This is a genomic window from Phenylobacterium sp. FG114 (assembly GCF_057809855.1).
In genome coordinates this window covers 184,848-203,578 of the sequence record NZ_JBMDKU010000003.1, presented here as the reverse complement: position 1 = coordinate 203,578, position 18,731 = coordinate 184,848, and the positions used below count along the sequence as shown (strand labels likewise).

General features: G+C 71.8%; 18 protein-coding genes. 12 read left to right on the top strand and 6 right to left on the bottom strand.

Annotation, left to right across the window (positions count from 1 at the left end; genetic code table 11):
• Nucleotides 1–6 precede the first annotated feature (6 nt).
• Both ACODSY_RS06345 and ACODSY_RS06340 read left to right on the top strand, forming a co-directional pair.
• A complete protein-coding gene (locus tag ACODSY_RS06345) occupies nt 7–1,161 on the top strand; it encodes a saccharopine dehydrogenase family protein (protein WP_488950831.1) in 1,155 nt (384 codons plus the stop codon).
• 5 nt (nt 1,162–1,166) lie between these two features.
• Complete coding sequence (locus ACODSY_RS06340) at nt 1,167–2,105, top strand: DUF6454 family protein (RefSeq protein WP_488950830.1); 939 nt, start codon at nt 1,167–1,169, stop codon at nt 2,103–2,105.
• 3 nt (nt 2,106–2,108) lie between these two features.
• Here ACODSY_RS06340 and ACODSY_RS06335 read toward each other — a convergent pair whose 3' ends face one another.
• The 5 genes from ACODSY_RS06335 to ACODSY_RS06315 all read right to left on the bottom strand — a co-directional run bounded on the left by ACODSY_RS06335 (nt 2,109) and on the right by ACODSY_RS06315 (nt 8,163).
• Nucleotides 2,109–2,894 carry a 3-hydroxybutyrate dehydrogenase gene (locus ACODSY_RS06335; RefSeq protein ID WP_488950828.1) on the bottom strand — a complete coding sequence of 262 codons (786 nt, stop codon included), beginning with the start codon at nt 2,892–2,894 and terminating at the stop codon, nt 2,109–2,111.
• 42 nt (nt 2,895–2,936) lie between these two features.
• Nucleotides 2,937–4,076, bottom strand: a complete 1,140-nt coding sequence (locus ACODSY_RS06330) for a DUF3734 domain-containing protein (RefSeq protein WP_488950826.1) — start codon at nt 4,074–4,076, stop codon at nt 2,937–2,939.
• 112 nt (nt 4,077–4,188) lie between these two features.
• Complete coding sequence (locus ACODSY_RS06325) at nt 4,189–6,600, bottom strand: TonB-dependent receptor (protein WP_488950824.1); 2,412 nt, start codon at nt 6,598–6,600, stop codon at nt 4,189–4,191.
• Between the two features lie 23 nt (nt 6,601–6,623).
• Nucleotides 6,624–7,598: a FecR family protein gene (locus ACODSY_RS06320; RefSeq protein ID WP_488950822.1), complete on the bottom strand. Its 975-nt coding sequence runs from the start codon at nt 7,596–7,598 to the stop codon at nt 6,624–6,626.
• A gap of 55 nt (nt 7,599–7,653) precedes the next feature.
• Nucleotides 7,654–8,163 (bottom strand): RNA polymerase sigma factor, encoded by a 510-nt coding sequence (locus ACODSY_RS06315; RefSeq protein WP_488950820.1) that lies wholly within the window; start codon nt 8,161–8,163, stop codon nt 7,654–7,656.
• 207 nt (nt 8,164–8,370) lie between these two features.
• On the opposite strand from ACODSY_RS06315, the gene ACODSY_RS06310 reads away from it, so the two are divergent.
• From ACODSY_RS06310 to ACODSY_RS06275, 8 genes are read left to right on the top strand one after another with little or no spacing between them, the layout of a single operon-like run.
• Nucleotides 8,371–9,018, top strand: a complete 648-nt coding sequence (locus ACODSY_RS06310; protein WP_488950818.1) for a thermostable hemolysin — start codon at nt 8,371–8,373, stop codon at nt 9,016–9,018.
• Nucleotides 9,015–10,472 (top strand): AMP-binding protein, encoded by a 1,458-nt coding sequence (locus tag ACODSY_RS06305; protein WP_488950817.1) that lies wholly within the window; start codon nt 9,015–9,017, stop codon nt 10,470–10,472. Before ACODSY_RS06310 ends, ACODSY_RS06305 begins: the two co-directional genes overlap by 4 nt.
• Nucleotides 10,473–10,483: 11 nt before the next feature.
• The gene (locus ACODSY_RS06300) at nt 10,484–11,155 is read left to right on the top strand and encodes an iron-containing redox enzyme family protein (RefSeq protein ID WP_488950815.1); all 672 of its coding nucleotides are present in this window, start codon (nt 10,484–10,486) and stop codon (nt 11,153–11,155) included.
• Nucleotides 11,145–11,900 carry an SDR family NAD(P)-dependent oxidoreductase gene (locus tag ACODSY_RS06295; protein WP_488950814.1) on the top strand — a complete coding sequence of 252 codons (756 nt, stop codon included), beginning with the start codon at nt 11,145–11,147 and terminating at the stop codon, nt 11,898–11,900. The genes ACODSY_RS06300 and ACODSY_RS06295 overlap by 11 nt, the downstream gene beginning before the upstream one ends.
• 11 nt (nt 11,901–11,911) lie before the next feature.
• Nucleotides 11,912–12,577: a tetratricopeptide repeat protein gene (locus ACODSY_RS06290; RefSeq protein WP_488950812.1), complete on the top strand. Its 666-nt coding sequence runs from the start codon at nt 11,912–11,914 to the stop codon at nt 12,575–12,577.
• 60 nt (nt 12,578–12,637) lie between these two features.
• Complete coding sequence (locus tag ACODSY_RS06285; RefSeq protein ID WP_488950811.1) at nt 12,638–13,846, top strand: hypothetical protein; 1,209 nt, start codon at nt 12,638–12,640, stop codon at nt 13,844–13,846.
• Nucleotides 13,839–15,167, top strand: a complete 1,329-nt coding sequence (locus tag ACODSY_RS06280; RefSeq protein WP_488950809.1) for a lipopolysaccharide biosynthesis protein — start codon at nt 13,839–13,841, stop codon at nt 15,165–15,167. The genes ACODSY_RS06285 and ACODSY_RS06280 overlap by 8 nt, the downstream gene beginning before the upstream one ends.
• Nucleotides 15,164–16,324 (top strand): glycosyltransferase family 4 protein, encoded by a 1,161-nt coding sequence (locus tag ACODSY_RS06275; RefSeq protein ID WP_488950808.1) that lies wholly within the window; start codon nt 15,164–15,166, stop codon nt 16,322–16,324. Before ACODSY_RS06280 ends, ACODSY_RS06275 begins: the two co-directional genes overlap by 4 nt.
• Here ACODSY_RS06275 and ACODSY_RS06270 read toward each other — a convergent pair.
• The gene (locus ACODSY_RS06270; RefSeq protein ID WP_488950807.1) at nt 16,224–17,126 is read right to left on the bottom strand and encodes a glucosamine inositolphosphorylceramide transferase family protein; all 903 of its coding nucleotides are present in this window, start codon (nt 17,124–17,126) and stop codon (nt 16,224–16,226) included. The two genes, ACODSY_RS06275 and ACODSY_RS06270, sit on opposite strands and share 101 nt — an antisense overlap.
• 168 nt (nt 17,127–17,294) lie before the next feature.
• Here ACODSY_RS06270 and ACODSY_RS06265 point away from each other — a divergent pair, with 168 nt between their 5' ends.
• Complete coding sequence (locus ACODSY_RS06265) at nt 17,295–18,095, top strand: metallophosphoesterase (RefSeq protein WP_488950806.1); 801 nt, start codon at nt 17,295–17,297, stop codon at nt 18,093–18,095.
• 66 nt (nt 18,096–18,161) lie between these two features.
• On the top strand, nt 18,162–18,719 hold the full coding sequence (locus ACODSY_RS06260) for a cytochrome b (protein ID WP_488950805.1): 558 nt from the start codon (nt 18,162–18,164) through the stop codon (nt 18,717–18,719).
• Nucleotides 18,720–18,731 lie beyond the last annotated feature (12 nt).

Below are 18,731 nucleotides of genomic sequence, written 5' to 3'. Positions count from 1 at the left end.
GCGCCCATGAACCCCAACGCCGAGTTCGACATCATCGTCTATGGCGCCACCGGCTATACGGGCCGGCTGGTGGCCGAGCACCTGGCCGGCCGTTACGGCGTGGGCGGCGAGGTGAAGTGGGCCATGGCCGGGCGGTCTGCCGACAAGCTGGCGCAGGTGCGCGACGAGATCGGGGCGCCGAAGGACACGCCGCTGGTGGTCGCCGACGCCGCCGACCCCGCGCAGCTCGAGGCGATGGTGAAACGGGCGAAGGCCATCATCACGACGGTCGGCCCCTATCAGCTCTACGGCTCCGAACTGGTGGCGGCATGCGCGAAGGCGGGCACGGACTGCCTGGACCTGTCCGGCGAGCCGAACTGGATGCGGCAGATGATCGACGCCCACGACGCCGAGGCGAAGGCATCGGGCGCGCGCATCCTGCACTCGTGCGGCTTCGACTCGATCCCGTTCGAGCTGGGCGTCTACTTCAATCAGGAGACCGCCAAGGCGAAGCTGGGCGGCGTGGTCCCGCGGGTGAAGGGCCGGGTGCGCGACATGCGCGGCGGGCTGTCGGGCGGCACAGCGGCCAGCGGGGCCGCGACCATGGCGGCGATCCAGAAGGACCCGTCGCTGCTGGCGATCATGATGAGCCCGTTCGGGCTGACGCCCGGCTTCGAGGGTCCGCCCCAGCCGCCGGGCAATCAGCCCGAGGAAGACCCGGACGTGGGGCCGGTGGCGCCGTTTATGATGGCGGTGATCAACACCAAGAACGTCCACCGCTCGAATCTGCTGATGGGTCATCCGTACGGCAAGGACTTCGTCTACGACGAGATGGTGATGGGCGCGCCGGGCTCGGGCGGGCCGGGCTTCACCGACCTGGGCAGCCTGCCCGGCGGCGGGCCGAAGCCGGGCGAGGGACCGACCAAGGAGGAGCGCGAGGCCGGCTACTACGACGTCCTGTTCGTGGGCGTGGCCGCCGACGGGCGCACGGTGCGCACCTCTGTGAAGGGCGACAAGGACCCGGGCTACGGCTCCACATCGAAGATGCTGGCCGAGACTGCCATCGCTCTGATCCGGGCGCCGGACGTGAAGGGCGGCGTCTGGACGCCCGGGGCGGCGCTGCAAGGGCGGCTGGTCGACCGGCTGCAACAGCACGCGGGGCTGACGTTCACCGCGGAGTGAGCCGGTTGCGTCCCATCCTGCTCGCCGTCGCCGGCTGGCTGGCGGTGGGACCGGCGCTCGCCGCCGGTCCGGACCCGCGCGCGGCGGTCGGCGAGGCGGTGATGGCCCTGGGCCGTGACGCCGTCTGGACCCAGGTCTCGGCCACCCCGATCGGTTTCGACTCGCAGCATGCCCAGGGGATGGTGCGGGTGGGGGACGAGTTCTTCGTCAGTTCGGTCGAGATCCTGGAGCGCAGCCGCCGCTACGCCCAGCCCCAGGGCGGCTTCGACCGCGATCAGGGCAAGGGGCAGGGCTGGCTGTTCCGGATGAACGCCAAGGGCGAACTGCTGGCGAGCCTGAAACTGGGCGAGGGGGCGATCTACCACCCCGGCGGCCTGGACTTCGACGGCCGCTTTCTCTGGGTCCCGGTCGCGGAATACCGGCCGGGCGGGCCCTCCATCGTCTATCGCGTCGATCCCAAGACCATGACCGCCACCGAGGCGTTCCGCGTCTCCGACCATATCGGGGCGCTCGCGTGGGATCCGGCGGCGCGTGGCCTGACCGGGGCGAACTGGGGCGGGCGGGCATTTTACCAGTGGACGGTCGGCGCAAACGGGCTGACCCCGCGGCGAACCCGGGGCCCGATGCCCAATCGCGCGCACTACGTCGACTATCAGGACTGTCACGGGGCGGGTCGCGGCCGGATGCTGTGCGCGGGCCTGGCCGACTACCGAGGCTGGTCGGGACATCCGCCGGCCACGCTGGGCGGGATGGAACTGATCGACCTCAAGGACCTGCGGCCGCTCTGGCAGGCGCCGGTGCAGGCGCGGAGCGCAGCCGGCGTGGTCATGACCTCCAACCCGGCCTGGTTCGAGGCCGCGCCCGGCGGCGTGCGGGGCTGGCTTCTGCCCGAGGACGGGCGCGGGACGCTCTATGTCTACGAGGCCCGGCCGCCGGCGCGCTGACGCCTATTCAGCCGTCCAGCCGCCGTCGATGGAGAGGTTGGCGCCGGTGATCTGGCTGGCGGCGTCGGAGCACAGGTAGACGGCCAGGGAGGCCACTTGGTCGACGGTGACGAACTGTTTGGTCGGCTGGGCTTCCAGCAGCACGTCGCTGATCACCTGCTCCTTGGTCATGCCGCGGGCGGCCATGGTGTCGGGGATCTGCTTCTCGACCAGCGGCGTCCAGACGTAGCCGGGGCTGATGCAGTTCACGGTGACGCCGTGGGTGGCGACTTCCAGCGCGGCGGTCTTGGTCAGGCCGGCGATGCCGTGCTTGGCGGCGACATAGGCCGACTTGAACGGCGAAGCGACCAGGCTGTGGGCCGAGGCGGTGGAGATGATCCGACCCCACTTGCGCGCCTTCATGCCCGGGATGGCGGCGCGCATGCCGTGGAAGGCCGACGACAGGTTGATGGCCAGGATCTGGTTCCACTTGTCGACCGGGAACTCGTCGATCGGCGAGACGTGCTGGATGCCGGCGTTGTTGACCAGGATGTCCACGGATCCGAAGTCGGTCTCGGCCTTGGCGATCATGGCGGCGATGGCGTCGCCGTCGGTCATGTCCGCCCCGTCGTAGGCGGCCCTGACCCCGAAATCCGCCTCGATCTTCGCGCGTTCGGCCTCGATGGCCGCCGCGTCGCCGAAGCCGTTGATGACCACGTTGGCGCCCTGTTGGGCGAGGGCGCGGGCGATGGCCAGACCAATGCCGCTGGTCGAGCCGGTGACGACGGCGGTCTTGCCTTTCAGGGACATGGGGGAGGCTCCGGTGATGTTATTGTGCAGTGCACCATCGCCTCATGGCGGATTTACGTCGATCCGTCCATCGCCCGTCAGGTCGTAGGTGATCACCCCGGGCTTCATGGGCAGGGTCAGCCACCCGTCGTGGCGCAGGGTGCGGCGCACGTCGGAGAGGCCCGCCTTCCAGTGCTCTTCCATGGTGACGCGCGAGAACTCGTAGTCCTTGGAGCTGCCTTCGTAGAGCTTGGCGCGGTAGATGAGCTGGACGATGGCGATGGCGCTTTCCTGGGAAAAGGCGCTGAGCAGTTTCAGGTCGTCGCCGCCGTCGAAATCCGGCGGCAGGCGTCCGATCAGGTTTTGCAGCGCGGCGCGCGCGTCCTGCAGGCGCTTGTAGACATCGGTGTTCAGCCGGGTTCGGCTCGAGAAGCGGATGTCCTTCTCGCGCTCGGCGGCTTCCAGCAGGGTCCTGGGCATGTCGCCGCGGGCGCTGAACAGGTCGACCTGGAAGATCAGCAGATTGCGCTCGCCCGCCTCGTCGAGGACGTACTGCAGGGGCGTGTTCGAGACGATGCCGCCGTCCCAATAGTGCTCGCCGTCGATCTCGATGGGCGGAAAGCCGGGCGGCAGGGCGCCCGAGGCCATGATGTGCTCGGGCCGGATCGTCTGCTTGGTGTTGTCGAAGTAGGCGAAGTTGCCGGTGCGCACGTTCACCGCGCCGACGCTGAAGCGCATCTCCTGCGAGTTCAGGCGCTCGAAATCCACCAGCTCCAGCAGCGTCTGCCGCAAAGGGGCGGTGTCGTAGAGGCTGATCGCCTGGGGCGCGCCGGGCGGGTAGAGGAAGGCGGGCGGGACGCGGGGAGTGAAGAAGCCCGGCACGCCGAAGGCGGCGACCCAGCCCGCCGCCACCTCGTTCCAGTAGGCGCGGATCTGCTCGTTGGCCGGAGCGTGGGTGACGGGGGCGGCCGAGGAGGCGAGGCGCCAGAACGCCTCGAGTTTCTCGTGCCGCTTCTCCATGGGATTGCCCGCGATGATGGCGGCGTTGATGGCGCCGATCGAGATGCCGGCCACCCAGCCGGGCATGAGGCCGGCTTCGGCCAGGCCCTGCCCCACGCCCGCCTGGTACGACCCCAGCGCCCCGCCGCCCTGGAGCACCAGGACGCGGTCGCATCTGTCGGCGGTGATCGGCGCGGTCGGCATCGGGGGCGCTCCTGGCGGGTTCGAGCAGGCTCTGCCGCGCCGCTTTGCGCAAGGGTTGGGGCGGCGGTGAGGCGGAGCCTTCTCGCGGCGGTGAAACCGCAGGCGCCGCGGGTCAGAACGTGCGGGAGAGAGTGAGCCCCACGGTTCTCGGCCGCTGCGGCGTCGAAACGGTGGTCGTGCGCAACAGGAAGGGATTGCCGAAGGCAAGGGTATCACCGCGGCGGTTCAGCAGGTTGTCGGCGAAGACCCGGGCGCTGAGGTTCGCGCCGGACAGGGTGGCGGAAAGGCGGAGGTCGCCGTAGCCGCCCATCTCGGGCGCCGTGACCGTGTCGAAGGCAAGGCGCGAGCGGCCGACATAGGCGTAGGTGGCGCGCAGGGAGAGCGTCCACCTCTCGGCGACCGTGGCGACGTAGCCCCCGGAGGCGGCGTAGGACAGCTTCGGGACGCCAGGCAGCCCGGTGTCGCTCCGCCCCGGCAGTCCGGGCGCGGCGCTGCGGAGTTCGGGCTCCTGCCAGACGAGGTTGCCGGTCAGGTCGAACGGGCCGCGACGCCAGGCGCCCTCGGCCTCAACGCCGCGGCTGCTTCCGTCGCCGAGGTTGGCCGTGAACGGCAGGCCGGAGGGCAGCAACACGTCGGCCTGGATGTCGGTCCAGTCGGCGCGGAAGGCCGCCAGGCGCAGGGCGAGACCCAGACCCGGCGCGCGCCAGCGGCCGCCGGCCTCGTAGCTCCAGAGCTCGTCCCCGGCGTAGCGGCGCAGCGGCTGAGCGCCGCCCGGTTCGCCGAACGCCTGTCCGGCGGGTCCGCTCGTGTTGAAGCCGGGCGTCCGGTACCCCTCGGCCGCCTGGGCGTACAAGGTGAGGCCCGGCCACGGCCGGTAGGCGAGGACGAAGCGCGGGGCGAAGCCGTTGTAGCGGGTCGCGCCACGGAAGGCTCGGACCGGCGCGCCCAAGGTGATCTCGGAGCGGGTGCGCAGCCGCGACTGGAACAGACGACCGCCGGCCGTCAGGGTGAGCTCCGGCGCCAGATCGTACGACACCTCGCCGAACGCCGCGGCCTCGCTCAGTCTGTCACGACGATCCTCCGCGTAGCCCGGGAAGCCTTCCACCGTGGCCAGCCGGCCCTCCAGCCGCTGATCGCCGCGCGAGGCGAACAATCCCGCCTTCCACTGCCATCGGCCCGATCCCACCGAGGCCGCGCGGCCTTCGGCGACCAGGGCGCGGATCTCGTTGCGGTCGGCGAACGCGCGCGGCTGGGCGCCGGCCTGCGCCAGCTCGGGCGGCGCGCTGGCCGCGTCGTAGGTGGTGCCGACGTCGTGGTCCAGCGCGCCGAGGGAGAGGGTCACCTTTCCCCACGCCGGGGACCAGTGCACGCCCAGGGCCCCGGCGAGGAAGTCGTTGTCGTGCGGCTGGGCCACGGCCGAGGCCCGCGACAGCGGGCCTACGGCGGGATCGGCCCAGTGGGCGTCGCGGGTGTCGATGTTCTGGTTGATCACCACCGCGTCGAGGTCGAGGTCAGGCGCGGGCCGCCACAGGAGGCCCACACGCACGCCCTTGCGACGCGTCCGATCGATGTCGCGCAGCCCACGCCGGGCGTCGTCGATCACGCCGCCGCTCTCCTCCGACCAGGCCACGGCGCGGACCGCCGCCGCCCCGTCGGCGAAAGGCTGGTTGAAGACGCCCTCCAGCTCGTGCGACGCGGCGCCGTGCGCCGTGCCGGCGAGGGTCGCGGTGAGGGCCGCGCGGCGGGCGGACGGATCGGGCGCGTTGGGCACGATGTGCAGGACGCCGCCGATAGAGCCGGCGCCATAGAGCGAGCCCTGCGGCCCACGAAGGATCTCCACGCGGGCGATGTCCGCCAGCGGCAGGTCGGGATCCGGCGCGTTGTAGGTGAGACGCAAGTCACCGAGGTAGAGCCCGACGGTGGACTGGGTGTGGCCGGTGAGCGGACCGTCCGAAAGGCCGCGCAGGATCACCTTGTCGCGGCCTGGGCCGAGGTTGGTGACGGTGACGCCGGCGGCGAGCAGCGAGAGGTCGCGGACGTCGGCCACCCCGGCCCGGGCCAGCTCGGCTCCGCTCGCGGCGGTCAGCGCGGCGGGCGCCTGCGACAGGAGTTGCTCGGTCTTGTCGGCGGTGACGACCAGCTCGGACAGGTCGACCGCGGCGCGCACGGGCGCAGGCCCGGACGCCGCGACCGGCGCGGCGTGTGGGGCCATGGCGGGCGCCGCGCGGATCACTATGGTGCGCGCGTCGGGCCGGCGGGCGACGCAGGGGGACCCCGCGAGCAGCCGACCAAGGGCGGCGTCGACGCTCATGCGGCCGCTGAGGCCCACCCGACCGCCGCAATGGGCCTCCGGCGCGAAGCCCAGCGACAGGCCGGCCTGGCGGGCCAGGGCCAGTAGGGCGGCCTCCCGGGGTTGCTCGGGGATCGTGAAGGCGACGTCCGCCGCCTGCGCGGCGGCAGGCAGGCCAAGGCCCGCAGCGGCCGCGAGCCCGACGATCCGCCCTCGCGGCGGCCTTCCCCTCATGGCGATCCCGACGTCCGGCGCGTCTAGCGACGCAGGCTGAGTCGCACACTACCGGCTTGGCGCTCGACCCGCACGGGAAGGAACTCGGAGAGGCTGCCCAGCATGGCGTCCTCGGGGCCGATGTTGAGGACGGCGGTGACGCGCAGGGCCCGCGCGTCCGGGGCCACCAAGACCGGGCGCCCGACGTAGCGGCTGAGCGTCTCGGCGACGTCGCCGAGCGGTTCGTCCTGGAAGACCAGCCGGCCGGTGGTCCATGCGAGCGCGGCGTCGGGATCCACCGGGCGCACCACGTCGTCCGGCCGGCCGCTGCGGTGGACGAGGGCCTGGCCCTTGGTCAGGCGGGCCACGGGCTTGGCGCCGGGCGAGCCCGCCGGCCGCACCTCGACGATGCCCCGACGTACGGCGACGGAGACATCGCCCTTGTGGTGAACCACGTTGAACTCGGTGCCGACCACCCGGATCTCGCGCTCTCCGGCATCGATGTAGAAGGGCCGGTCGGGATCCTTGGCCACGTCGAAGACCGCCTCGGCGTCGGCCATGACGACCCGCCGTTCTCGCCGGCCGAGCGTGGCCGTGAGGTGCGAGCCCCCATTGATCGTGATCCGCGTTCCGTCGGCCAGCGCCACCACCTGCCGCTGTCCGGGGGCGGTGTCGAAGACCTGGGTGTCCGGCCTGTCCGCCCAATATGTCACGCCGATCACGGCTGCGGCGGCGAACCCGGCGGCCAGCGCTCCCACCCGCAGGAAGGCGCGCCGCTGCGGACGCGCAGGCAGGGCGGCGACATTGGTGGCGGCCGATGCGGGCGCCCCGTCGAGATCGCTCCAGACCTGTTCGATCGCCGCATAGGCGCGCTGATGGGAGGGCGCTTCGGCAAGCCAGGCCTCGAAGTCCAGCCAGTCGGCTTCCTGCGCCTCGTCGGACGCCAGGCGCACGTGCCAGAACGCCGCGCGCTCGCGCGCAGCCTCCGGGATCGGCGTCGTGTCTGACGTGTCGCTCATGGCGTGACGGGAACCTCCTGGCCCATAGACGACACTGCGGGTGCGGAACCGCAATTCATCGCTCGGTCTCCGCAGAAAGCGCCTTCAGGGCGGCCATAATGTATTTCTCGACCGAGCTGCGGGACACGCCCATGCGCGCGGCCACCTCGGCGTGGCTGAGGCCGTCGAATTTGTGCAGCCGGAAGGCCGCAGCCATCTGCGGCGGCAGGCGGTCGAGGGCGGCCAGCAGGCGCTGCAGGCGCTGGCGTGACGCCACTGCCTCGTCGGCCGGCGGTTCCTGGGCGACGGGTTCGAGGCCATCGCCGGCGCCGCTCCAGGCGTGGTCGCGCGCGGCCGAGCGCCGCTGCGCCTTGGCCCGGTCGAGCATCAGGTTCGAGCCCATCCGATAGAGGAACGCCTCAGGGCTGCGCAGGTCGACCGGCGCCTCGGTCTCGCTGAGCTTCACGTAGAGGTCCTGGACGATGTCCTCGGCCACGGCGGCCGATCCGGTGCGCAAGGTGAAGAAGCGCACGAGGTCCGCCCGCTTCCGCAGATAGGCGGCGATCAGCGGCGGCGGATCGGCCATGGCGAGGCGTGGGGCTCCGGTCGGTCGGAGCGTGACTGTTCCGGTATTCGCCGCCGCCGCGCAACCCACGCGCTGGGCGCGACGTCAAAAACATCGACGGCGATTGAGGAGGTCGGCGGCGGGTGTCGTCAGGTTGGCAAGGGGCGGCCAACCGGAGGTCCGATGTTGAGTGAGCTTTGCTGTCGCCGCGAAACGGGTGGGAACGTCGTGCATTTGCCCCAACCCAAGCCGCGCGTCGTGCTGGCGGGCGCGGGCGCTGATCCGGTTCAGCGCCAGGCGTTCGAGGCGTTCGTCGCCATGCGGTTCGCCGAAGCGTACGGGGCCCGGATCGCCGCGACCTATCCGATGATCGCCGGGCTGCTGGCGCCCGACGGGGAGATCCTTGCGGCATGCGGCTTGCGGTTCGCGGAGGAAGGCCCGCTGTTCCTCGAAAGCTATCTGGACGGGCCGGTCGAGGCCGGCGTGAGCGAGGCGCTGGGGTGGCCGGCCGAGCGTGACGGCATCGTCGAGATCGGCGCGTTCGCCTCAAGCCATCCGTCGTGGTCGATCCAGCTCTTCGAGGCCCTGCCGCCCTGGTTGGCCGCCGCCGCGGGCCGGCGGTTCGCGGTGGCCACGTTGCGCCCCGAACTGGCCCGGACGCTCCGCCGGGCGGGCTTCGAACTGCGCGAGATCGCTGACGCCGACCCGGCTCGCCTCGGCGACGACGCGGCCGCGTGGGGCAGCTACTACAGCGGCGCGCCCAAGGTGTACGCCGGCCGCGTCGGTGGCGGCGAGACCCTGGCCCTGCTGCGGGACCGGCTGCGCGCGCGAAGCATGGAGCGCCAGGCGCGCCGCGCGGCGAGGGCGTCCGCATGAGCCGCGTGCTCGACGCCGTCACGCAGCGCGCACGGACGACGCCCTCCGCCCCCGCGCTGACCGACGGCCGGATGACCCTCACCTGCGCCGATCTCGACCGCGAAATCGCGTCGGCCGCCGATCGGCTCGCGGACGCGCTTGCGGACTGTTCCCCCGGCGCGCCGGTCGCGCTCGCTCTGGACAATTCCCCGGCCTGGGTGGTGCTCGACCTAGCGCTCGCCAAGCTAAGCCGGGCCTGCCTTCCGCTCCCGCCGTTCTTCACGGCGGATCAGCGGCGCCACGCGCTGGCCGACGCGGGCGCATGCCTGCTGGTCGGCGCCCCCGCCACGGCCGCAGCCCCCATCGCGACCGTGGTGGGGCAGGCGCTGGCGCTGCAGCGGCTGGACCTGCCGCCGCGGGCCCTGCACGGGGGCACGGCTAAGATCACCTACACCTCCGGCTCGACCGGGACGCCCAAGGGCGTGTGCCTGTCGCAGCGTCAGCTGGAGGACGTAGCGGTGTCGCTGGTGGAGGTGATCGGGGCGGACTTCGCCGGCCGTCATCTCGCGGTGCTGCCGCTGGGCGTGCTGCTGGAGAACGTGGCGGGCTTCTATCCGACGATCCTGGCGGGCGGCTGCTACGACGTGAGGCCGCTGGCCGAGCTGGGCTTCGGGGGCGGTGAAAGACCGGACCTGCTGCGGCTCGTCGATGTTGCGGCCGGCGCGGAGGCCACCAGCTTGATCCTGGTGCCCGAGCTGTTGCGCGGCCTGATGCTGACGCTGTTCCTGAGCGGTCGAAAGCTTCCCGCCCTGAAGCTCGTGGCGGTGGGCGGAGCCAAGGTGGCGCCCCAGCTGATCGCCGGCGCGCGCGGCATGGGCCTGCCGGCCTATGAAGGCTACGGCCTCAGCGAGTGCGGGTCGGTGGTGGCGCTGAACACGCCGCACGCCGATCGCGCCGGCAGCGTCGGCAGGGTCCTGCCGCATCTCGAGGTCCGACTGACCGCGGACGGCGAGATCGTGGTCGGGCCGCAGCCGTTCCTGGGCTACGTGGGCGGGCCGCCGCAGCAAGGTCCCTACGCCACGGGCGACCTTGGCCAGCTGGACGCCGACGGCTGGCTCAGGATCACCGGACGCAAGTCCAACGTCCTGATCACCGCCTACGGCCGCAACGTCGCGCCGGAGTGGGTGGAGAGCGAACTGCTCGCCGAGCCGGAGATCGGCCAGGCTGCCGTGTTCGGCGAGGCGGCCACCAGCCTTTGCGCGCTGCTGGCGCCGTCGAGGGCCGGCCTGCCGTCCGAGGCGATCGACCAGGCGGTGGCCCGGGTGAACGCCCGGCTGCCGGACTATGCCCGGGTCGGCCGCTGGCGCGCGACACCCCCCTTCGACCGCGACCGGGACGAGGTGACGGCCAATGGCCGGCCGCGCCGGAACGTCCTGCACGCCGCCCACCGCGACTTCATCGAACAACCCGTTTGAGGCTATCCCCGATGTCATTCTTCCAAGAGCTCGAGCGGGCGACCGCCGACGAGCGCACGGCCTTGTACAGCGTCCGCCAGCTGGTCGACGGCGTCCGCGGCCGCATCACCCGCGAGACCTACCTCGCCTACCTCGCTCAGGCCTATCACCACGTCAGCCACACCGTGCCGCTGCTCACCTGCGCGCGCGACGGGATGGACGGCGCCCACGCCGCGTTTCGCGGCGCGCTCGACGAATACATCGCCGAGGAAACGGGGCACGAGGCGTGGATCCTGAACGACATCGCCCGCGCAGGCGGCGACGCCGAGGCGGTGCGCACCGGCCCGCCGGCCCCATCGACGGAGCTGATGGTCGCGTTCGCCTACGACTACGTCGCGCGGGTGAACCCGATGGGCATGTTCGGGATGGTCTATGTGCTGGAAGGCACCAGCATCGCCCTGGCGACGGCCGGCGCGTCCGCCGTCGCCACCTCGCTGGGCCTGGGGCCGGAGTGCTTCTCGTACCTCACCTCGCACGGGTCGCTGGACCAGGAGCACATGGCCTTCTTCGCCAAGCTCATGGACACCGTGGAAGACCCGAAGGACCAGGCCGCGATCGTCCATGTGGCCAAGCGGGTCTTCGGCCTCTTCGCCGACATGTTCCGGTCGATCCCCCACACCCCGGAGCTCGCCCATGCGGTTTGACGGGGAAAGCGTCGCCATCACCGGTGGCTCTGGCGAACTCGGCGGCCGCATCGCGGCGCGTCTGCGGGCCGAGGGCGCCGACGTCACGGTCCTCGACCGCCAGGCCCCGGCTCAGGCGGGCGTCCGCTTCCTGGCCTGCGACCTGTCCACGCCCGAAGGCGCCGACGCCGCGGCGCGCGAGCTGGAACGTCTGCCGTGCGACCGGCTGATCCACCTCGCCGGCGTGCAGTACTTTGGGCCCGCCGAGGCCGAGCCGCCGGAGCAGCTGGAGCGGACGCTCAACATCAACCTGCTGGCGCCCATGCGGCTTTCGCAGGCCGTGTTGCCGGCCATGCGGCGGCGGCGGCGCGGGCAGATCGCGTTCGTGGGCTCGATCTTCGGCTCGATCAACTTCGCGCACTTCGCCAGCTACTCCAGTTCCAAGGCGGGCTTGCGCGCCTACAGCCAAGCGCTGCGGCGGGAGCTGAGCGGCAGCGGCATCGACGTCGCCTACGTCGCGCCGCGAGCGGTCAAGACGGGCTTCAACTCCGACAAGGTGCTGAAGTTCGCGGCCCTGACCAAGATGGCCATGGACGATCCCGACCGGGTCGCCGGCCGGATCGTCGACGCCATCGCCGCCCGAAAGCAGGACGTCTACCTGGGCTTTCCCGAAGCCCTGTTCGTGCGCCTCAACGCCATCGCCCCGCGACTCGTCGACCGGGCGCTCGCCTCCAGCGACCGCCGGGTGGCGGCGCTCTTCGAATGAAGGATCTCCCCATGCGTAAACTCACCGGCCTGTCCGCCGCGCTCGCCCTGTCCGCCGGCCTGTTCTGCGCTGGCGGCGCCTTCGCCCAGGCGGGCGACCTTGCCACACGGGTCGAGACGCTCGCCCGCGGCTGGGATCACGTGAACTACGAGGTGCGGGGTCCGGCCAAGGCTGACCAGGCCGCCGCTCTGGCGACGCAGGCCGACGCGGTGGCGCGCCAATTCCCCGGGCGGGCCGAGCCGCTGGTGTGGAAAGCCATCGCGCTCAGCACCGAGGCCGGCGCCAAGGGCGGCCTCGGCGGCCTGGCGCTCGCCAAGGAAGCGAGGGCCACGCTTGAGCAGGCAGAGAAGCTCAACCCCAACGCCCTGGGAGACGGCTCGATCTACACCAGCCTGGGTTCGCTCTATTATCAGGTGCCCGGCTTCCCGGTGGGCTTCGGCGATAAGGGCAAGGCCCAGACCTATCTGAAGAAGGGACTGGCGCAGAACCCCGCCGGCCTCGATCCCAACTACTTCTACGGCGACTTCCTCTTCCGCCAGGGCCAATACGCCGAGGCCGAGAAGGCGCTGCAGCGGGCGCTGGCGGCGCCGTCGCGTCCTGGGCGTGAGGTGTCGGACCGAGGCCGCCGGGCCGAGGCGGCGGCGCTGCTCGCCCAGGTCCGCGCGAAGAGGGGCTGAGCGTGAGGCGGCCCGTCGCCTGCGATTGAGGCGATGGGCCGGCCGCGTCGTCGGTAGATCATGAGGATCGGCTTTCTCTTCAACCACGACCAGGTCCACCAGGTCGCGCATAGCCTGCCCATCGCCCTGGCGCTCGCGCGCAGCGGGGTGGACGCCGAGATCGTGGTCGCCACCACCAACCCCCGCCTCAGCGCCGAGGTGATCCGGCTGGGCGAGGGCCTCATCGGCCCGCGCATCCGGCTGGTCGAGCTCGGCCTGCGACGGCGGCTGAGCCGGTTCGCCCGCGTGGCGCTGGAAGGCGCGCTGCCAGCGACCAAGCTGCTGGTCTATGGCGACAACCTCGACTTCTTCCGCAGCCTTGACGTGCTGGTCGTCGCCGAGAAGACCTCGCTGATCCTGAAGACCCGCCTGGGCCTGAAGGACCTCAAGATCGTGCATACGCGGCACGGCGCCGGCGACCGTGCGGTGGGCTTCGACAAGGCCAGCGCCGGCTTCGATCACGTGCTTGTCTCGGGCCGGAAAATCTTCGACCGACTCGTGGGTGAAGCGGGCGTCGATCCGACGACCATCTCGATCGTCGGCTATCCCAAGTTCGACGCGGCGCCGGGGCGCGGCGTCCACCCGCTGATCGAGGATGGGCGGCCGGTGGTGCTCTACAATCCTCACCTCTCGCCGCATCTATCCTCGTGGTTCAGTGTCGGGCGGCAGGTGCTCGACTGGTTCGTGGAGCACGACGACCACCACCTGATCTTCGCCCCGCACGTCATGCTGTTCGAGCGACGTGTCGTCCTCAGCATCGACAAGCTGCGGATCGATCGCCCGGGCCATATCGACGAGCGCTATCTGCGCGCGCCCAACATCCACATCGACCTGGGCAGCCGGGCCTCGACCACGATGGCCTACACGAACCGGGCGGACATCTACCTCGGCGACGCCTCGAGCCAGGTCTACGAATTCCTGGCCTCGCCGCGGCCCTGCATCTTCCTGAACCCGCGCGGCCTGGCCTGGGAAGATGACCCCAACTTCGCGCACTGGCGGGCTGGGCGGGTGATCCGCGAGGTGGGCGAGCTCGGCGACGCGATCGCCAACGCCCAGGCCGACCACGCCTTCCGCCACCGTGCGATCCAGCAGGCGATGGTCGAAGAAAGCTTCGACCTGACCGACGAGCCTTCGTCCGTCCGCGCCGCCCGCGCCGTGGCGCGTTTCTGCGGCCTGCGGGCGGAAGAAGGGGCGGCGTCCGCGCCGGCGCTGCGCGTGGCGCATGGTTGAGCCCGCGAACGTCGTGCAGCGCATCTACGCCAACCTGGCGCGACTGCTCGGCGGCAAGGCGGCCGCGGGGCTGATCAGCCTGGTCTACATGGTGATCGCCGCCCGCGCGCTGGGACGCGCCGACTACGGCGTGCTGATCCTGGTCCATGCCTATGTGATGACGGTGGCCGGAATCGTGGAATTCCCGGGCTGGCACGCGGTGGTGCGCTACGGGGCCGACGCCGAAGCGCGGGGCGAGGCGCCGCGCCTCACACGCCTCATGGCCTATGCGGGCGGGGTCGAACTTGCATGCGGGGCGTTGGCCGTCGTGGCGGCCGCAGCCCTGGCGCCGCTGGTCGGGCCGCAGCTCGGTTGGCCGCGGGACACGGTGGTGTTTGCGTTGCCCTACAGCCTGGCGGCCCTGGCGACGGTCCGGGCGACGCCCGCGGGCTATCTTCAGCTCAAGGGGCGCTTCGACCTCCTGGGCGCGCACAGCCTCGTGGCGCCCTTGGTCCGCCTGGTCGGCGCGGGGACCGCCGCGATAGCCCATGCGGGCCTGCGCGGCTTCCTGGTCGCCTGGCTGGTCGCCGCCCTGGCAGAGTGGGTCAGCATGTGGGGCCTGGGTCTAGCGGCGGCTCGCGGGCGGCACTCCCGCCGCCACCTGCGCGGCGGCCTGGCCCACGTGCCGGCGGAGAACGCGGGGCTCTGGCGCTTCATGCTTGGGGCGAACGCCGACGTCACCCTCTCCGAGCTCGCCGGCCGGCTGACCCCGCTAGCCATCGGCTGGGTGCTGGGGCCCGCGGCCACCGGCCTCTACGCCATCGCCCAGCGAGCGACGGCCGTGATCGCCCAGCCGGCGCAGCTTCTCGGGCAGGCCGCCTTCGCCGAGCTGGCGCACGTCGTCGCCGCGGGCGCGTCGGGCGATCAGGTCCGGAGGGTCGTCCTGCGCGCGATCCTCACCGCCGTCGCGGCGGCGGCGCCGGTTTGCCTCGTCCTGGCGGCCTTCGGGGCGCAGGTCGCCGTCCTGATCGGCGGCCCGGCCTTCGCCGCGGCGGGCGCGATCATGGCTTGGCTGGCGCTCGCCCGCGTGATCCAGCTCGCCGCGCCACCGATCAGCGCGGCGCTCACCGCGCTGGGGCGGCCGGGCCTGTCGGCCTGGGCGAACACGGTGGCGGGCCTGGCGATGGTGCTGGTTCTGCCCGTGCTCCTCGACATCTTCGGCCTGGCGGGAGCCGGCGCGCAGGCGTTTGGGCAGGCGGTGCTGATCGTCGGCCTCCTGACCCTGGTGCTCGTCCAGGCGACGGAAGGCCCGGAAGTCCGGCCCCAGACCGCGGAGGCATGATGCGCATCGCCTATGTGATCAACTCGGTGGAGGGGGGCGGGGCCGCCCTGCCGGTTCCCGCAGTCACCCGCCTGATGCGCGACCACGGCGCCCAGGTCGAGGTCTTCGCGCTCACCCGCCGCGACGGGCGGGCGATCGAGGCGATGCAGCGATCGGGACTGACCGTGCACGTGAGGCCCGGGGGCGAAAAGGACCACCTGGCGGCCTTCCGCTGGCTGCGGGACCGCCTGCGGGACTGGCGGCCAGACCTGGTCTGGACCTCGCTGACCCGCGCGACCCTGCTGGGACAGATCGTGGGCGGCGCCCTGGGCGTGCCGGTGGTGAGCTGGCAGCACGCGGCCTTCCTGAAGCCCGCAAATCGGATCCTGCTCCGCGCGATGCAGCGGCGCTCGGCGCTGTGGATCGCGGACTCGCACTGCGTGGCCGAGCTCACGGCGGAGCGCCTGGGCGTGCCGCCGGATCGCCTGGCGATCTGGCCGCTGTTCGCCGCGCAGGCCGACGCGCGCCAGGCGCGATCCTGGCGGTCGGGCGAGCCCATCCGCGTCGGAACGCTGGGCCGCCTGCATCCGGTGAAAGGTCATGACGTCCTGTTGGCGGCCCTTGCCCGCGTGCAGGCGCAGGGCATCTGCAACCTCCCCAGGTTCGACGTGGCGATCGCGGGTGAGGGGGCCGAACGCGCGGCGCTGGAGGCGCAGATCGCGGACCTGGGCCTGCGGGGCGTAACCCTGGCGGGGTTCGCCGAGCGCCCGCAGGACTTCCTGGCCGGCCTGCACCTCTACGTGCACCCGTCCCGCTCGGAAGGTCTCTGCATCGCCGTGCATGAGGCGATGCAGGCAGGGCTGCCGACCCTGGTGAGCGCCGTGGGGGAGATGCCGCACAGCGTGCGGGACGGGGAGACGGGGCTGGTCGTCCCGCCCGACGATCCCGAAGCGCTGGCTCAGGCCCTGATCTGGCTGCTCCAGCGGCCGGAACGACTGACCACGATGGGGGCAAGCGCGCGCGCTCGCGTGCTGGACCGCTTCGGGCCGGAGGCGTTCGCCCAGGCCGGCGCTCAGGTCATGGCGCGCTTGCCCGCCGCCAGCGGCCAAGCCGCCGCATCGCGTCGATCGCAAGCCCGGCGGGCGACCGATCTACCCGCTTCGCGTCGAGCAGGGTGAAGGGCCCACAGGAGGACAGGGTATGCAGTCCATCTTGGAACGGGGCGGCGGATGGCGGCGCGCGCAAGGCGTCGCCCGCAGCGGAGACGAAGCGGTCGGGCGTGAGCGCCTCGATCCGCAGGAACCGGATGGCGCCGCCGTAGGTGGCCGCGCAATCCTGGACCGGAAGGGTGAGTTGGCCATCGAGCTCGAACGGCGTCCCGCCCGGGCGGCTGCTCGACCGATCGATGCGAACCGGGTTGCCGGCATGCGGTGTCCAGGGACCGGTGAGCCGCTCGGCGAAGGCGAGGTGCAGCCGGCCCTGCTTCTCGGCCTGCGAGCCGACCGGCGCATAGGCCATCCACCACAGGCCTTCGTGACGGAAGAGCGTCGGGTCGATGGCCGGGCTGTCGAGCTCGAAGCGGCCGGCCGGCTCCCACAGCTCGGGAAAACGACGGGCCCTGTAGAGAGTGAACGCCCCGGAGCGGTGGGCCTCGGGGGCCATCCATGTCTCGCCCTCGGCCTCGAAGACATAGGGGTAGGAGAGGTGCCACGGCTCGGCCAGGACGGTCGCGCGATGCAGCACGTTCAGGTCGGCGTCGAGCCGCAGGTGATCGATCACTCCGTGACGGGTGCGATAGTCGTACGCCTCGGCGAACAGGTGCAGTTCGCCGTCCCGCCAAAGGCCGAAGGGGTCGGCGAGGAAGGTGAACGGCGGGCCGGAATCGAGCCACCGGATCTCGGCCGCGGCGAGGGCCTGACTGCCCCCGCACGCCTGGATGCCAAGCTTGCCTACGCCAATGCGCCAGATGTCCTTGGCCATGCGCCAGCCCTAGCGGCGCCGCTAGGGTTCGGCAACGCGCCGATCGCGCGCCGCGCCCTGCTGGGCGGGCTGACCGCGCTGGGGGCCGCGCCCGCGTTCGCGGCGGCCCGTGTCGCCGAGGCGTGCGGCTTCGTGGCCCTAGGCGACTGGGGCCGGCGCGGGGATGTCGTGCAATCCACCGTCGCTCGCGGATTGGCGACGGCGGCTGGCGAAGTGCGCAGTCGCTTCGTCGTCGCCGCGGGCGACAACTTCTATCCGGGCGGCGTGGAGTCGGTGCGGGACCCGCACTGGAAGGACTCCTTCGAGGCCGTCTACGTCGACCGCGCGCTGCAGACGCCGTGGTATGCCGCACTGGGCAACCACGATTACCGCGGCGCGCCGGACGCCCAGGTGGCCTACACGCGGTTCAGCCGCCGCTGGCGGATGCCGCACCGCTACTATCGCGTGCCGGGGCCGGTGCTGGGCGTCCCCGACCTCGATCTCTTCGTGATCGACACGTCGCCGCTGGTCGACGGCCTGAACGTCGACGAGCGGGTCCAGCAGCTGTGCCGCGGGCACTGGTGGCAAGAGGAGAGCGAGCCCCAGCTCGCCTGGCTGCGCAACGCGCTGGCGCGGTCCACGGCGCGCTGGAAGATCGTGGTGGGCCACCATCCGATCTACTCCGGCGCGCACGGGGATTCACCGGTCCTCATCGCCCGGGTCGCGCCGCTGCTCGAGGCTTTCGGCGTGCAGGCCTATCTCCACGGGCACGACCACGACCTGCAGCACATCCGCCGCGGCGCGGTCGACTACATCTGCTCGGGGGCTGGGTCGGAGGGCGGTAGGGTGCGACCGATCCCGGGGACCCGCTTCTGCCTCGGCCAGCCCGGCTTCGCCGCCTTCCGGCTCCATCCTGAAGCGCTGGAGCTGCAGTTCCGCGACCCAACGGCGCGGGTCCTCTATTCGGCGGCGATCCTCCAGAGACGATAGGAGCGCGACCGGCGCTTTGCGCTCAATCAAGGCGCCGCTTGGTCCTACGCCCCAGACTTCTCCGTCATGAGCATCACCAACACGCGCCAAGCCTACGGCTGGGCCGCCATCGCCCTGCATTGGATCAGCGCGGGCGGCGTGGTCGCCCTCTATCTCCTCGGAGAGCGCATGGAAGAGGCGCCGGACCGTGCGGCGAAGATCGCCGCGCAGGACCTGCACGTCTCGGTGGGCGTGCTGCTGTTCACGTTCCTGGCGGCGCGGCTGCTGTGGAGCGCCGGCCAGCCGAAGCCGTCGCCGCTGGAGAGACAGCGCCTCCTTCGGCTCGTTGCCGCCACGGTGCAGGTTCTCTTCCTGCTGATGATCGCCGTCCTCATCGTCACCGGCCCGCTGTCGGTTTGGTCCACCGGCCGGGCGATCGAGGTGTTCGACCTCTTCTCGCTGCCGTCGCCGTTCCCGCAGCGCGCGCCGGCGCTGCACGAGTTCGCCGAGGAAGTGCACGGCGCGGCCTCCAAGCTGTTCTGGCCCCTCATCGCGCTGCACGTGGCCGGCGCCTTGAAGCACCTGGTCATCGACCGCGACGCGACCCTCAAGCGGATGCTCTGGGTCGAGAGCCGCAAGTCGTAGCCGGCGCGCCTT

What these genes read in the sequence shown, in the direction of transcription:
- ACODSY_RS06270 (WP_488950807.1), bottom strand. Translation starts at nt 17,126, where the DNA reads ATGGCCAAGGACATCTGGCGCATTGGCGTAGGCAAGCTTGGCATCCAG.
- ACODSY_RS06320 (WP_488950822.1), bottom strand. Translation starts at nt 7,598, where the DNA reads ATGAGCGACACGTCAGACACGACGCCGATCCCGGAGGCTGCGCGCGAG.
- ACODSY_RS06335 (WP_488950828.1), bottom strand. Translation starts at nt 2,894, where the DNA reads ATGTCCCTGAAAGGCAAGACCGCCGTCGTCACCGGCTCGACCAGCGGC.
- ACODSY_RS06295 (WP_488950814.1), top strand. Translation starts at nt 11,145, where the DNA reads ATGCGGTTTGACGGGGAAAGCGTCGCCATCACCGGTGGCTCTGGCGAA.
- ACODSY_RS06345 (WP_488950831.1), top strand. Translation starts at nt 7, where the DNA reads ATGAACCCCAACGCCGAGTTCGACATCATCGTCTATGGCGCCACCGGC.
- ACODSY_RS06300 (WP_488950815.1), top strand. Translation starts at nt 10,484, where the DNA reads ATGTCATTCTTCCAAGAGCTCGAGCGGGCGACCGCCGACGAGCGCACG.
- ACODSY_RS06280 (WP_488950809.1), top strand. Translation starts at nt 13,839, where the DNA reads ATGGTTGAGCCCGCGAACGTCGTGCAGCGCATCTACGCCAACCTGGCG.
- ACODSY_RS06325 (WP_488950824.1), bottom strand. Translation starts at nt 6,600, where the DNA reads ATGAGGGGAAGGCCGCCGCGAGGGCGGATCGTCGGGCTCGCGGCCGCT.
- ACODSY_RS06275 (WP_488950808.1), top strand. Translation starts at nt 15,164, where the DNA reads ATGATGCGCATCGCCTATGTGATCAACTCGGTGGAGGGGGGCGGGGCC.
- ACODSY_RS06330 (WP_488950826.1), bottom strand. Translation starts at nt 4,076, where the DNA reads ATGCCGACCGCGCCGATCACCGCCGACAGATGCGACCGCGTCCTGGTG.
- ACODSY_RS06260 (WP_488950805.1), top strand. Translation starts at nt 18,162, where the DNA reads ATGAGCATCACCAACACGCGCCAAGCCTACGGCTGGGCCGCCATCGCC.
- ACODSY_RS06285 (WP_488950811.1), top strand. Translation starts at nt 12,638, where the DNA reads ATGAGGATCGGCTTTCTCTTCAACCACGACCAGGTCCACCAGGTCGCG.
- ACODSY_RS06305 (WP_488950817.1), top strand. Translation starts at nt 9,015, where the DNA reads ATGAGCCGCGTGCTCGACGCCGTCACGCAGCGCGCACGGACGACGCCC.
- ACODSY_RS06315 (WP_488950820.1), bottom strand. Translation starts at nt 8,163, where the DNA reads ATGGCCGATCCGCCGCCGCTGATCGCCGCCTATCTGCGGAAGCGGGCG.
- ACODSY_RS06290 (WP_488950812.1), top strand. Translation starts at nt 11,912, where the DNA reads ATGCGTAAACTCACCGGCCTGTCCGCCGCGCTCGCCCTGTCCGCCGGC.